Annotated in this window: 13 protein-coding genes; 10 read left to right on the forward strand and 3 right to left on the reverse strand. The window is 61.0% G+C overall.

The window, feature by feature from the left end:
- Positions 1 to 37 precede the first annotated feature (37 nt).
- On the forward strand, positions 38 to 823 hold the full coding sequence (locus AC07NR_RS04880; RefSeq protein ID WP_085710631.1) for an outer membrane protein OmpK: 786 nt from the start codon (positions 38 to 40) through the stop codon (positions 821 to 823).
- A gap of 372 nt (positions 824 to 1,195) precedes the next feature.
- Complete coding sequence (locus tag AC07NR_RS04885; RefSeq protein ID WP_119428451.1) at positions 1,196 to 1,981, forward strand: outer membrane protein OmpK; 786 nt, start codon at positions 1,196 to 1,198, stop codon at positions 1,979 to 1,981.
- Positions 1,982 to 2,019: 38 nt separating this feature from the next.
- Here the strand turns inward: AC07NR_RS04885 and AC07NR_RS04890 are convergent, their stop codons facing one another.
- Positions 2,020 to 3,192: a patatin-like phospholipase family protein gene (locus tag AC07NR_RS04890; RefSeq protein WP_495077924.1), complete on the reverse strand. Its 1,173-nt coding sequence runs from the start codon at positions 3,190 to 3,192 to the stop codon at positions 2,020 to 2,022.
- Between the two features lie 35 nt (positions 3,193 to 3,227).
- Positions 3,228 to 4,160: a lipid A biosynthesis lauroyl acyltransferase gene (locus AC07NR_RS04895; RefSeq protein ID WP_495077925.1), complete on the reverse strand. Its 933-nt coding sequence runs from the start codon at positions 4,158 to 4,160 to the stop codon at positions 3,228 to 3,230.
- Positions 4,161 to 4,276: 116 nt separating this feature from the next.
- Between AC07NR_RS04895 and minC the strand changes: the two genes are divergently transcribed.
- The 7 genes from minC (at position 4,277) to AC07NR_RS04930 (ending at position 10,879) form a co-directional block, all read left to right on the forward strand.
- Positions 4,277 to 5,014, forward strand: a complete 738-nt coding sequence (minC, locus tag AC07NR_RS04900; RefSeq protein WP_305838188.1) for a septum site-determining protein MinC — start codon at positions 4,277 to 4,279, stop codon at positions 5,012 to 5,014.
- Between the two features lie 169 nt (positions 5,015 to 5,183).
- The gene (minD, locus tag AC07NR_RS04905) at positions 5,184 to 5,996 is read left to right on the forward strand and encodes a septum site-determining protein MinD (protein ID WP_064378705.1); all 813 of its coding nucleotides are present in this window, start codon (positions 5,184 to 5,186) and stop codon (positions 5,994 to 5,996) included.
- Positions 5,996 to 6,250 carry a cell division topological specificity factor MinE gene (minE, locus tag AC07NR_RS04910; RefSeq protein WP_007960071.1) on the forward strand — a complete coding sequence of 85 codons (255 nt, stop codon included), beginning with the start codon at positions 5,996 to 5,998 and terminating at the stop codon, positions 6,248 to 6,250. Before minD ends, minE begins: the two co-directional genes overlap by 1 nt.
- A 91-nt stretch (positions 6,251 to 6,341) precedes the next feature.
- Positions 6,342 to 6,977, forward strand: a complete 636-nt coding sequence (locus AC07NR_RS04915) for an RluA family pseudouridine synthase (RefSeq protein WP_495077926.1) — start codon at positions 6,342 to 6,344, stop codon at positions 6,975 to 6,977.
- 69 nt (positions 6,978 to 7,046) lie between these two features.
- On the forward strand, positions 7,047 to 8,336 hold the full coding sequence (locus AC07NR_RS04920) for a M18 family aminopeptidase (protein WP_085710626.1): 1,290 nt from the start codon (positions 7,047 to 7,049) through the stop codon (positions 8,334 to 8,336).
- Between the two features lie 130 nt (positions 8,337 to 8,466).
- Positions 8,467 to 8,643 (forward strand): hypothetical protein, encoded by a 177-nt coding sequence (locus AC07NR_RS04925; protein WP_169429504.1) that lies wholly within the window; start codon positions 8,467 to 8,469, stop codon positions 8,641 to 8,643.
- A gap of 76 nt (positions 8,644 to 8,719) precedes the next feature.
- Positions 8,720 to 10,879: a mechanosensitive ion channel domain-containing protein gene (locus AC07NR_RS04930; RefSeq protein WP_495077927.1), complete on the forward strand. Its 2,160-nt coding sequence runs from the start codon at positions 8,720 to 8,722 to the stop codon at positions 10,877 to 10,879.
- Positions 10,880 to 11,267: 388 nt separating this feature from the next.
- On the opposite strand, the gene AC07NR_RS04935 is transcribed toward AC07NR_RS04930, so the two are convergent.
- Complete coding sequence (locus tag AC07NR_RS04935) at positions 11,268 to 11,981, reverse strand: UTRA domain-containing protein (protein ID WP_134825959.1); 714 nt, start codon at positions 11,979 to 11,981, stop codon at positions 11,268 to 11,270.
- Between the two features lie 351 nt (positions 11,982 to 12,332).
- Between AC07NR_RS04935 and AC07NR_RS04940 the strand changes: the two genes are divergently transcribed.
- Complete coding sequence (locus AC07NR_RS04940) at positions 12,333 to 13,397, forward strand: ABC transporter substrate-binding protein (RefSeq protein WP_495077928.1); 1,065 nt, start codon at positions 12,333 to 12,335, stop codon at positions 13,395 to 13,397.
- The last annotated feature ends 107 nt before the right edge of the window (positions 13,398 to 13,504 follow it).

Below are 13,504 nucleotides of genomic sequence, written 5' to 3' on the forward strand. Positions count from 1 at the left end.
CTTTGCCTCAAACAATAAAAACAAGAGGGAGCAACAGATGATCCGGACTCAAACCAACGTGTTGTTGAGCGGCGGCCTGCTGGCCGCATCACAAGCCATGGCCGGCGATTTATTGCTGTGGCAGACCAACAGCCTGAGCTACCTGTACGGCAAGAACTTTGCGATCAACCCGTCGATCCAGCAGACGGTGACGTTCGAGCATGCCGACAAGTGGAAGTACGGCGACAACTTCCTGTTCGTCGACAAGATCTTCTACAACGGCCAGGAAGACCGCAACAAAGGCCCGCACACCTACTACGGCGAATTCACCCCGCGCTTCTCGTTCGGCAAGATCTTCGACCAGAAGATCGAATTCGGCCCGATCAAGGACGTGCTGCTGGCGATGACTTACGAGTACGGCGAAGGCGAGAGCGAGGCCTATCTGATCGGCCCCGGCTTCGACCTGAAAGTGCCAGGCTTCAACTACGTCACCCTGAACATCTTCCGCCGCCAGACCGAAGGCCCGCGCCCGGGCGATGGTGTCTGGCAGATCACTCCGGGCTGGTCCTACAGCTTTCCGCTGGGCAATTCCGACGTGCTGATCGACGGCTATCTCGACTGGGTCGTCGACAACGACGAGAACTCCCGCGGCACCTATCACGCCAACCTGCACATCAATCCGCAGATCAAATACGACCTGGGCAAAGCCCTCGGCTGGCGTCAGAAGCAGCTGTATGTCGGCACCGAATACAGCTACTGGAAGAACAAATACGGGGTCGAAAGCAGCCACAACCTCGACACCAATCAGAACACCGCCAGCCTGCTGGTGAAGGTGCACTTCTAAGATGACCCGCAACCGTGCCGCCTACCTGTCGTCGGTGCTCTGTTGCGGGGCACTTGAGGCCTGGCCGTTGAGTCAGTATTCTCCGCGGCCTCCTGAATTCGGTCTAAAAAAAAGCCCGGATTTAATTCCTGACCGACAGGCCAACTTATCCCGGCCCCGGTCAGTACCGAGGCGTCCCGAAAACACGCTCAATCGACTGTTTTTCAGCAGCCGACGGGCGTTTTTTTGCTTTTCGAAAAGCCTTGGCTCAGCTCTTGCTAACAGCATTAAAGCTGACCGAATGGATGATTTTTGCGGTAACGAAAAAAGGCGCCACACCAGAGCGCCGACTCAAAAAAATAAACGTGGAATACCTACTTTGGGAGCAACCGAATGAAACGTATGAGCACCAGCCTGATGCTTGCGGGAACCATGCTGGCGGGGGGCCAGGCCATGGCCGACGGCCTGCTGCAATGGCAGAACAACAGCCTGACCTACCTGTACGGCAAAGACTTCAAGGTCAACCCGGCCATCCAGCAGACCGTCACTTTCGAGCACGCCGATGCCTGGAAGTACGGCGACAACTTCCTGTTCGTCGACAAGATTTTCTACAACGGCAAGCCTGACGGCGGCGTCGGCAACAACACCTATTACGGTGAGTTCCAGCCACGTATCTCGCTGGGCAAGGTGCTCGACCAGAAGATCGAATTCGGCCCGATCAAAGACGTACTGCTGGCCATGACCTACGAGTTCGGCGAAGGCGACGTCGAGTCCTACCTGATCGGTCCAGGCTTCGACCTGGCGATTCCGGGCTTCGACTACTTCCAGCTGAACTTCTACCAGCGCCACACCGAAGGCTCGCGTCCGGGTGACAACGTCTGGCAGATCACGCCGGTCTGGTCCTATACCATTCCGGTCGGCAACTCGAACGTGCTGATCGACGGCTACATGGACTGGGTGGTCGACAACGACGTCAACAGCAAAGGCGAATACCACGCCAACCTGCACTTCAACCCACAGGTCAAATACGACCTGGGCAAGGCGCTGAATTTCGGCGAGAAGCAGCTGTACGTCGGTGTTGAATACGACTACTGGAAAGACAAGTACGGGATCGACGACACCCGTGGCTTCACCACCAATCAGAACGTGACCAGCTTCCTGGTGAAGTTCCACTTCTGATAGTGATACCGATGGCGCCCACCCGGGCGCCATCGGTTTCAAGCCGGAATCACCGCCTCGCCAATCCCGAGAAACCGGCACAGCTCATCGCGCTTGGCCAGCGCATCGCGCCGTCCAAGGTCGATCAGTTCACTGCAATACCCCGCCTCGAACAGCAAGTAACTCAACACCCCTGCCCCGCTCGTTTTAGTCGCCCCCGGCCCACGCAAGAACAGCCGCAATGCCGCCGGCAGTTCCTGACGATGCCGCGCCGCGATTTCATCGATCGGCTGACTTGGCGAGATCACCAGCACGTCCACCGGCGCCACGCCCAGCGTGCGTATCGGCGTGCCTTCGGGCATCAGATGGCTGAACTGGTTCAGACGCTGGAGCAGCTCGATATCGCTCTCCAGGCTGTCAATGAAGGTGCTGTTGAGCATGTGCCCGCCGATCTGCGCCAGCGTCGGCTGCTGACCGGTATAAGTGCGCTCCAGCGGTTGTGCCGGGTCGAACCCGCGCGGGTTGCCGCTGACACCGACCACCAGCACCCGGCTCGCGCCCAGGTGCAGCGCCGGGCTGATCGGCGCCGACTGCCGCACCGCGCCATCGCCAAAGTATTCCTCGCCGATTTTCACCGGCGCGAACAACAGCGGGATCGCCGAACTGGCGAGCAAGTGCTCCACGGTCAGTTGAGTCGGCACGCCAATGCGCCGATGGCGCAGCCAGGCATCGATGCTGCCGCCGCCCTGATAGAAGGTCACCGCTTGTCCGGATTCGTAGCCGAACGCGGTCACCGCCACCGCATGCAATTGCTTGCGGGCGATGGACTCGGCAATGCCGGGCATGTGCAGTTTTTCGTTGAGCAGATGACGCAGCGGCGAACTGTTGAGCAGCGCCACCGGCATTTGCCGGCCCATGCCCAGCAGGCTGTGACTGACGAAACGACTGGCCTGGCGGATCACCCCCGGCCAGTCGCTGCGCAGCACGCGATGGCTGCGAAAGCCTTGCCAGAACAGGGTCAGGCGTTCGATGGCGGCGCGAAAGTCCGTGGCGCCGCTGGCGAGGCTGACCGCGTTGATCGCCCCGGCCGAGGTACCGACGATCACCGGGAACGGATTATCCGCGCCCAGTGGCAGCAATTCGGCAATCGCCGCCAGCACCCCCACCTGATACGCCGCCCGAGCCCCGCCGCCGGAAAGAATCAAACCTGTGACCGGTTCAGCTGGGCTCATCGCAACGCTCCGTGGTGCTTATGGGGTGGGGTGAATCAACGACGTTTGGCGTACAGCTTCGGCTCGCCCGGTGGACGGCTCTTGAAGCGCCGGTGCGCCCACAGGTATTGCTCGGGGCAATCGCGCAACACGCCTTCCACCCACTGATTGATGCGGAGGCAATCGGCTTCTTCGGTCTCGCCGGGGAAACCTTCCAGCGGCGGATGGATCACCAGACGATAGCCGCTGCCGTCCGCCAGGCGCTCCTGAGTGAACGGCACCACCAGCGCCTTGCCCAGCCGGGCGAACTTGCTGGTGGCGGTGACGGTGGCGGCCTGAATGCCGAACAGCGGCACGAAGATGCTCTGCTTGGCGCCGTAATCCTGATCCGGTGCGTACCAGATAGCGCGCCCGGAACGAAGCAGCTTGAGCATGCCGCGCACGTCGTCGCGCTCCACTGCCAGCGAATCGAGATTGTGCCGCTCGCGGCCCTGACGCTGGATGAAATCGAACAGCGGGTTCTTGTGCTCGCGGTACATGCCGTCGATGGTGTGCTGCTGACCGAGCAGCGCCGCGCCGATTTCCAGGGTGGTGAAATGCACCGCCATCAGAATCACGCCCTTGCCTTCGCGCTGGGCGTTTTGCAGGTGCTCGAGGCCTTCGACATGGGCCAGTTTTGCCAGACGCTGACGGGACCACCACCAGCTCATCGCCATTTCAAAGAACGCGATGCCGGTGGAGGCGAAGTTTTCCTTGAGCAGGCGTTTGCGCTCGGCGGCGGATTTTTCCGGGAAACACAGTTCCAGATTGCGTTTGGCAATGCGCCGCCGGTCGCCGGCGAAGCGATACATCAGGGCGCCGAGAAAACGACCGATGGCCAGCAATGCCGGATAGGGCAACTGCACCGTCAGCCACAACAGCCCCAGGCCGCACCAGAGCGGCCAGAAGCGTGGCGCGAGAAATGCTTTTCGAAAACGCGGGCGATCCATTAAAGCTTCCGTAAATAAGTGGCCGCGCATTCTACATCGTTCAGCCCGGCTTGCGGCTGGCGGGCGTTCTCGTTATAAGTCTCGGCACTTTTAGTGACAAGCCGTTGTATGCCGACATGAGCCAAAACGAATCGCCAGACCAAGATCCCGTGTTCCAGTTGAAGGGCAGCATGCTCGCCATCACGGTGCTCGAGCTGTCCCGTAACGACCTGGACAGCCTCGATCGGCAACTGGCCGCCAAAGTCGCCCAGGCACCGAACTTCTTCAGCAACGCGCCGCTGGTCCTGGCGCTGGACAAGCTGCCGCCGGGCGAAGGCGCGGTCGATCTGCCGGGCCTGATGCGCGTGTGTCGCCAGCACGGCCTGCGCACCCTGGCGATCCGCGCCAGTCGCATCGAAGACATCGCTGCCGCCATCGCCATCGACATCCCGGTGCTGCCGCCGTCCGGCGCCCGCGAACGGCCGCTGGAAACCGCCGAACCCGTTGCACCGAAGAAGCCGGAAAAGCCGCCGGAGCCGACCGTCAAACCGACCCGCGTCATCACCACGCCAGTACGTGGTGGCCAACAGATATATGCGCAAGGTGGCGATCTGGTGGTGGTGTCCTCGGTCAGTCCGGGGGCGGAACTTCTCGCCGATGGCAACATCCATGTATACGGCCCGATGCGCGGTCGTGCGCTGGCCGGGGTCAAGGGCGACACCAAGGCGCGGATTTTCTGTCAGCAATTGAGCGCTGAACTGATCTCCATCGCAGGCCACTACAAGGTTTCCGAAGACCTGCGTCGCGATCCGATGTGGGGTTCGGGCGTACAGGTCAGCCTGTCGGGCGACGTGTTGAACATCATTCGGCTTTAACGGATACTGCCGCATTTTCCAAGCATCTCTAAAACGTAGCGAAAACGGCTCAAACGAAGTAGGAAAAAGGCCAAAAGCCGAATTCCAGCCAAGGCTGTCCGACTGCAGTAGTTTTCAAGAGATGTTTTTCAGGGGCTGAACAGTCCTTCTTCCTTAGGGGTGAAACACCTTGGCCAAGATTCTCGTGGTTACATCCGGCAAGGGTGGTGTGGGTAAGACCACCACCAGCGCCGCTATCGGTACCGGCCTCGCTCTGCGCGGCCACAAAACAGTGATCGTCGACTTCGACGTGGGCTTGCGTAACCTCGACCTGATCATGGGTTGCGAGCGCCGCGTGGTGTATGACTTCGTCAACGTGGTCAACGGCGAAGCCAACCTGCAACAGGCCCTGATCAAAGACAAGCGCCTGGAAAACCTCTACGTACTGGCCGCCAGCCAGACCCGTGACAAGGACGCGCTGACCCAGGAAGGCGTGGAAAAAGTCCTGATGGAGCTCAAGGAACAATTCGAGTTCGTGGTCTGCGACTCCCCGGCGGGCATCGAGAAAGGCGCCCACCTGGCCATGTACTTCGCTGACGAAGCGATCGTCGTGACCAACCCTGAAGTCTCCTCGGTACGTGACTCGGACCGCATGCTCGGCCTGCTGGCCAGCAAGTCCCGTCGCGCCGAACGCGGCGAAGAGCCGATCCAGGAACACCTGCTGATCACTCGCTACCACCCGGAGCGCGTCGAAAAAGGCGAAATGCTGGGCGTCGAAGACGTCAAGGAAATCCTCGCCGTGCGCCTGCTGGGTGTCATTCCGGAATCCCAGGCCGTGCTCAAGGCTTCCAACCAGGGCGTCCCGGTTATCCTCGACGACCAGAGCGACGCCGGCCAGGCCTACAGCGATACCGTTGATCGCTTGCTGGGCAAGGAAAAAGAACACCGGTTCCTGAATGTCGAGAAGAAGGGATTCTTCGAGCGTCTGTTTGGAGGTAGGTAATGAACCTTTTTGACTTCTTTCGTGCCAACAAAAAGCCAAGTACCGCCTCGGTCGCGAAAGAGCGTCTACAGATCATCGTGGCGCATGAACGCGGCCAGCGCAGCACCCCTGACTACCTGCCATCCTTGCAGAAGGAACTGGTGGAAGTGATCCGCAAGTACGTCAACATCGGCAACGACGACGTACACGTGGCACTGGAAAGCCAGGGCAGCTGCTCGATTCTGGAACTCAACATCACCCTGCCCGATCGCTGAGTCGATCCGGCAGGAACGACGGCGGCTCAGGGCCCTTCCGACACCGGAGGGGCCCTGAGCCGCCGTTGGCATTTGTTACGAGGCTGTTTTAATGCCGCTGTCCAACATCCACATCATTTATCAGGACGCCGCCGTACTGGTGGTGAACAAACCGACCCTGTTGCTCTCGGTGCCCGGCCGGGCCGACGACAACAAGGACTGCCTGATCACTCGCCTGCAGGAAAACGGCTACCCGGAAGCACGTATCGTCCATCGTCTGGACTGGGAAACCTCCGGCATCATCCTGCTGGCCCGCGACGCCGACACCCACCGCGAACTGTCGCGGCAGTTTCACGACCGCGAAACCGAAAAGGCCTACACAGCCCTGGCCTGGGGCCAGCCGGAACTGGACAGCGGCAGCATCGACCTGCCCCTGCGCTACGACCCGCCAACCAAACCACGCCACGTCGTGGACCACGAATTCGGCAAACACGCCCTGACCTTCTGGCGCGTGCTGGAGCGTTGCGGCGACTGGTGCCGTGTCGAGCTGACGCCGATCACCGGCCGTTCGCACCAGTTGCGCGTGCACATGCTGTCCATCGGTCATCCGCTGCTCGGTGACGGGCTCTACGCTCACGAACAAGCCCTCGCCGCCTGGCCGCGTCTGTGCCTGCACGCCAGCATGCTCAGCTTCACCCACCCGCAAACCGGTGAGCGCTTGCGCTTCGACTGTCCGGCACCGTTCTGACCCCACCACAATGTCCCAAGCATCAGGCCGATGCGTTAAACTCCCGCCCATTGCTGTCTGGAGCTTCTTATGCGCGAAGAGTTGAACCAAGGCCTGATCGACTTCCTCAAGGCCTCCCCTACCCCGTTTCACGCCACCGCCAGCCTTGTTCAACGCCTGGAGGCCGCCGGTTATGTGCGCCTCGACGAGCGCGAGACCTGGCACACCGAAGCCAATGGCCGTTACTACGTCACCCGTAACGACTCCTCGATCGTCGCGATCAAGATGGGCCGCAACTCCCCGCTGCACGACGGCATCCGTCTGGTCGGCGCCCACACCGACAGCCCGTGCCTGCGGGTCAAGCCGCAACCGGAATTGCAGCGCCAGGGCTTCTGGCAACTGGGCGTCGAAGTCTACGGCGGCGCACTGCTGGCACCGTGGTTCGACCGCGACCTGTCGCTGGCCGGTCGTGTCACCTTCCGCCGCGACGGCAAGGTCGAGAGCCAGTTGATCGACTTCAAGGCCCCGATCGCGATCATTCCCAACCTGGCGATTCACCTCAATCGTGAAGCCAACCAGGGCTGGGCCATCAACGCCCAGACCGAACTGCCGCCGATTCTCGCGCAGTTCGCAGGTGACGAGCGTGTGGATTTCCGCGCCGTCCTGACTGATCAACTGGCCCGCGAGCACGGTCTGAATGCCGATGTGGTGCTCGATTACGAGCTGAGCTTCTACGACACCCAGAGTGCTGCGGTCATCGGCCTGAACGGTGATTTCATCGCCGGTGCCCGCCTCGACAATTTGCTGTCGTGCTACGCCGGCCTGCAAGCCCTGCTGACCGCCGACACCGAAGAAACCTGCGTGCTGGTGTGCAACGACCACGAAGAAGTCGGCTCCTGCTCGGCCTGCGGCGCCGACGGCCCGATGCTCGAGCAGACCCTGCGTCGTCTGCTGCCAGAAGGCGACGAATTCGTTCGCACCATCCAGAAATCCCTGCTGGTCTCGGCCGACAACGCCCACGGCGTGCACCCGAACTACGCCGAGAAACACGACGCCAACCACGGCCCGAAACTCAACGCCGGCCCGGTGATCAAGGTCAACAGCAACCAGCGCTACGCCACCAACAGCGAAACCGCCGGTTTCTTCCGTCATCTGTGCATGGCCGAAGAAGTCCCGGTGCAAAGCTTCGTGGTGCGCAGCGACATGGGCTGCGGCTCGACCATCGGCCCGATCACCGCCAGCCACCTGGGCGTGCGCACCGTCGACATCGGCCTGCCGACGTTCGCCATGCACTCGATCCGCGAACTGTGCGGCAGCCATGACCTGGCGCATCTGGTGAAAGTGCTGAGCGCGTTCTACGCCAGCCGCGAACTGCCGTAGAAACCATGGGGATCGCAACTCCGCGTTGCGATCCCTGCCCTGCGAAACCGGCTCATTTCTGATACACATCACCACCGGTCGGCAAAAAGCGACCTAGACTCAAGTCATCCCCTTCGACAAGGCTGTCGCCATGATCTCGATGTCTGCGTTCCACTCCATGCTCATTCCGATCCTGTCCGGAATGATTCTGCTGGCGATCGGCTTCAACTTCCGCGACAAGAACGCCGGAGTGTTCGCCATGTGGATCGGCATGCTGATGATCCTGGCCACCGTGGTCTACAAGATCCTCGCCAAACTCAACGAATAAATCCGCGCCCGGCTCGCATTGATTCTGGCGGGCTCGTACACTCGCCCGATCCGCCCCTTGCGAGGTTGACCGCCTAGTGTTCGCTCGTTTCTTTGCCCTGCCCTGCCTTTTCCTCGTCTGCCTGATGACGCTGCTGCCGTCGGCGCCTGCCCACGCGGTGAGCCTGCCCGGCCTGCTCAATGGCTCGAACAAGGCGCAACCGGAAGCCCAGGAACCGCTCGGCCAGTCACTCGACGAAGTCATCAAGTCCCTGGAAAACGATCAGCAGCGCACCCAGTTACTGGGCGACCTGAAAAAACTGCGCGACGCCACGAAAAAAGCCCAGGCCACCCCGGAAGAAGGCGTTCTGGGCCTGATCGGCGGCACCCTGGCCAATTTCGAAAAACAGTTCACCGGCAGCGACAGCCCGCTCAATCGCTGGTCCGCCGAATTCGAACTGGCCAAGGACGAACTGTCCGCCCTGATAATGCCGGCCAGCGAATGGCTACCGATCATCTTCGGCTTCGCCATGATCCTGATGGTCTGGAGCCTGCTGGCCGCCGCGCTGATCTGGCTCGGCCACCGGGTGCGCATGCGTTTCGGCCTGACCGAAGAACTGCCGCAACACCCCCGGGCCCTCGACATGCTGCGCTTCGCCCTGCGCAAGCTCGGACCGTGGATGATCGCCCTGGTCATCACCGTCTACATGAGCTACGCGCTGCCATCGTCCCTGGGCAAAAGCCTGGCGATGGTTCTGGCTTACGCACTCGTGGTCGGCACCTGTTTCTCGGCGATCTGCGTGATCGCCTTTTCCGTACTCGACGGCCCGCACCGCCACCGTGCGCTTTACATCCTGCGGCATCAGGCCTTCCGCCCGCTGTGGCTGATCGGCAGCTTCGCCGCGTTCGGTGAGGGGCTGAACGATCCGCGTCTGGTGGCAGGGCTGGGCGTACACCTGGCCCACACCGCCGCCACCGTCACCAATGTGCTGGCAGCGCTCTCGACCGGCCTGTTCATCCTGCGCTTCCGCCGCCCCATCGCGCACCTGATCCGCAACCAGCCACTGTCCCGCCGCCTGACCCGCCGCGCCCTCAGCGACACCATCGATATCCTCGGCACCTTCTGGTACGTGCCGGCGCTGGTACTGGTGGGGATTTCCCTGTTCGCCACCTTCGTCTCCGCCGGAGACACCAGCACAGCCTTGCGCCAGTCGCTGATCTGTACCGTGCTGCTGGTGTTGTGCATGGTGATCAACGGCCTCGTCCGCCGCCACGCCCTCAAACCCCAACGCGGGCCAAAACGCCATGCGTTGTATTCCGAACGCCTGAAAAGCTTTTTCTACACCCTCGCGCATCTGCTGGTGTGGCTGGCCTTCATCGAACTCGGCCTGCGGGTCTGGGGCATGTCGCTGATCGGCTTCACCGAAGGCGAAGGCCACGACATCAGCGTCAAACTGTTCAGCCTGATCGGCACGCTGATCTTCGCGTGGCTGATCTGGATCCTCAGTGACACCGCCGTCCACCACGCCCTCACCCGCTCCCGCAAAGGCCTGGCCAACGCCCGCGCGCAAACGATGATGCCGCTGATCCGCAACGTGCTGTTCGTGGCGATCTTCATCATCGCCCTGATCGTCGCGCTAGCGAACATGGGCATGAACGTCACGCCACTGCTGGCCGGTGCCGGCGTGATCGGCCTGGCGATCGGCTTCGGCGCCCAGTCGCTGGTGGCCGACCTGATCACCGGCCTGTTCATCATCATCGAAGACTCCCTGGCCATCGACGACTACGTCGACGTCGGCGGCCACCTGGGCACCGTCGAAGGCCTGACCATCCGCACCGTACGCCTGCGGGACATCGACGGCATCGTCCACACCATCCCGTTCAGCGAAATCAAAAGCATCAAGAACTACTCCCGGGAATTCGGCTACGCGATCTTCCGCGTGGCAGTGCCGTTCAACATGAACATCGACGAAGCCATCAAACTGATGCGCGAAGTCGGCCAGAAAATGCGCACCGACCCGCTGCAGCGACGCAACATCTGGTCGCCACTGGAGATTCAGGGTGTGGAAAGTTTTGAATCGGGCAACGCGATATTGCGCGCCCGCTTCAAGACCGCCCCGATCAAACAGTGGGAAGTTTCACGGGCGTTCAACCTGTCGCTGAAACGGCATCTGGATGAGGCAGGACTGGATCTGGCGACGCCGAGGATGAATGTGCAGGTGATTACCGCAGGCGGTGGTGGCCAAGCTCAGGAATAGCCCAATCTTCCCACCACTCACCACCCACCACTCACCACGATGAGCGTTAGCTCGAGTACCGCTTTTGACGTGCCGGCCCCATCGGCAGGCTGAGTGGAGGGATTCATCCGGGGGTAGGCGCGTAGCGCCGTTCGACGAAGTCGAACACATCGAGAGGAGGTGCAGCGAAGCAAACCGTAGGCGATGCCCCCGGATGAATCCCGGAACGAAGGAACACCGAGCCAAAGCGAGGTGCCGTACGCCGGGGCCCAGACCTTTGCTTCCTTTGGGGCGTTTGCCAAAGGGAGTCGCTGTAAGAGCGAAACCGTCAGCCGCAACACCCGAAGCAACGGATATTCACCCCAATCAACCCAAAACCTGGTCGGCCCAGAGGCCGCCAAGGTCAAGGTCAAACAACGTCAACCCCAACGTGAATCGCATCATGCCGCCAAAACTCCAGATCACAATCAATCAACCGCCCCGACTGATCATAATTGACCCGAGCAATCCGCAACCCCGGACTCCCCACCGAAACCCGCAACGCCGCCGCCGCATCGACCGATAAAGACGTAGGCACAATCTCAAACCGCACCCGCCCATAGTGCAAATCGTAATGCCGCGCATACAGCTCGGTAATCGACTGATTCAAATCAAACTCCAGAATCCCCGGGAAATATTGCGGATTCAGATAATGCTCCACATACAACACCAGCCGCCCATCGATCCGCCGCGACCGGCAGATCTGAATCACACTCGACAGCGCCGGCAACTGCAACCACGCACAGACTGCCGCTGACGCCGGTTGAAGCCGCGCCGAAATCACCTCGGTCGACGGCACCCGCCCCTGCGCACTGACCATCGCGTGAAAGTGACTGCGCTGCATCAGGTTGTAAGCCAGTCGCGGTGGCGACACGAACCAGCCCCGGCGCTCCTCGCGATAAATCTGCCCTTGCGCCTCCAGTTGCAACAAGGCTTCACGCACAGTAATGCGCGTAGTGCCGAACAACTCGCTGAGCTTGCGCTCGGCCGGCAACTTGCTGCCCGCCACGAGCAAACCGTGGTCGAGCTGCTCCTGAAGGATCTGCCCAATGGCTGTCACCGCTTTTGTTGCCTCATCGCGCATCAACGTTACCTATCTGGACTAGACCAGCACTGTTTCGGGGCAAAACCGCACGACTATTGCGCCGTTCGGTCGTGTTGCAAGCCTAGGCAGTGCAGATGACCGAGAGATGACAAAACTACCGAGCGGTCGCGCTGACAACTTGCAATACATCGGCCAAGTCCCTTGCCTGCCGGGACTTTGAGGGTGGTCTACGCTTACCGGGCAGCCGCCTGTACCGAAGAAAATAATCGCTGGTCAGGCGTGCGCCGACATCAAAGTGTCATCCAGCCCCCCTACATTGGCTCAGGTATTGCTGACCTAGACCAACACAAACCGCAATCGCAGCGTTGAACACGACCAAGGAGCTTCGGAATGAAACAGCTTTTCCTGGCAACACTGTTAGGCTCGACCATTGCCATGTGCACTGCCGCCATGGCGGCTGATGATCTGAAAACCCTCGAAGCCGCTGCGAGAGCGGAAGGCGCCGTCAACAGCGTCGGCATGCCCGATGACTGGGCCAACTGGAAAGGCACCTGGGAAGACCTGGCCAAGACCTACGGCCTGAAACACATCGACACCGACATGAGTTCGGCCCAGGAAATCGCCAAGTTCGCTGCCGAGAAAGACAACGCCACCGCCGACATCGGCGACGTCGGCGCCGCTTTCGGCCCGATCGCGGTCAAGCAAGGCGTGGTGCAACCGTACAAGCCGACCACCTGGGATCAGGTTCCTGCATGGGCCAAGGACAAGGACGGCAACTGGGCACTGGCCTACACCGGCACCATCGCTTTCATCGTCAACAAGAAACTGCTGCACGGCTCCGAAGTACCGACCAAATGGGCTGACCTCAAGGGCGGCAAATACAAGGTGTCCATCGGTGACGTGAGCACTGCCGCACAAGCGGCCAACGGCGTACTCGCCGCAGCACTGGCCAACGGCGGCGACGAGAAAAACATCCAGCCTGCCCTGCTGCTGTTCGCAGACATCGCCAAGCAGGGTCGACTGTCGATGGCCAACCCGACCATCGCCACCATGGAAAAAGGCGAGATCGAAGTCGGCGTGGTCTGGGACTTCAACGGTCTGAGCTACAAGGCCAAGATGGCCAACCCGGATGACTACGTGGTGCTGATCCCGTCCGACGGCTCGGTGATTTCCGGCTACACCACCATCATCAACAAATACGCGAAAAACCCGAACGCCGCCAAGCTGACCCGCGAATACATCTTCAGCGACGCCGGCCAGACCAACCTTGCCCGTGGCAACGCCCGTCCGATCCGCGCCGAGCACCTGACCCTGCCGGAAGACGTGAAAGCCAAGCTGCTGCCGAACGAGCAGTACAAGAAAGTCACGCCGATCAAGGACGCCGATGCGTGGGAAAAAACCTCGAAGGCTCTGCCGCAGAAGTGGAACGAAGAAGTCATCGTCGAGATGAAGTAATTCTGTAGATCCCACGTCCGGGATCGCTGGAAATCCCTTGCGGGAGTGAGCTTGCTCGCTCCCGCAAGGGCATCTGCATTGAATTCGAATCTGATCTGTTTCGCGGA

Source organism: Pseudomonas sp. GW821-FHT09C09, from assembly GCF_059418105.1.

Bases quoted from the DNA above. Each gene is read 5' to 3' on its own strand.
- AC07NR_RS04880 (WP_085710631.1), top strand. From the start codon at position 38: ATGATCCGGACTCAAACCAACGTGTTGTTGAGCGGCGGCCTGCTGGCC.
- AC07NR_RS04885 (WP_119428451.1), top strand. From the start codon at position 1,196: ATGAAACGTATGAGCACCAGCCTGATGCTTGCGGGAACCATGCTGGCG.
- AC07NR_RS04890 (WP_495077924.1), bottom strand. From the start codon at position 3,192: ATGAGCCCAGCTGAACCGGTCACAGGTTTGATTCTTTCCGGCGGCGGG.
- AC07NR_RS04895 (WP_495077925.1), bottom strand. From the start codon at position 4,160: ATGGATCGCCCGCGTTTTCGAAAAGCATTTCTCGCGCCACGCTTCTGG.
- minC (WP_305838188.1), top strand. From the start codon at position 4,277: ATGAGCCAAAACGAATCGCCAGACCAAGATCCCGTGTTCCAGTTGAAG.
- minE (WP_007960071.1), top strand. From the start codon at position 5,996: ATGAACCTTTTTGACTTCTTTCGTGCCAACAAAAAGCCAAGTACCGCC.
- AC07NR_RS04915 (WP_495077926.1), top strand. From the start codon at position 6,342: ATGCCGCTGTCCAACATCCACATCATTTATCAGGACGCCGCCGTACTG.
- AC07NR_RS04920 (WP_085710626.1), top strand. From the start codon at position 7,047: ATGCGCGAAGAGTTGAACCAAGGCCTGATCGACTTCCTCAAGGCCTCC.
- AC07NR_RS04925 (WP_169429504.1), top strand. From the start codon at position 8,467: ATGATCTCGATGTCTGCGTTCCACTCCATGCTCATTCCGATCCTGTCC.
- AC07NR_RS04935 (WP_134825959.1), bottom strand. From the start codon at position 11,981: ATGCGCGATGAGGCAACAAAAGCGGTGACAGCCATTGGGCAGATCCTT.
- AC07NR_RS04940 (WP_495077928.1), top strand. From the start codon at position 12,333: ATGAAACAGCTTTTCCTGGCAACACTGTTAGGCTCGACCATTGCCATG.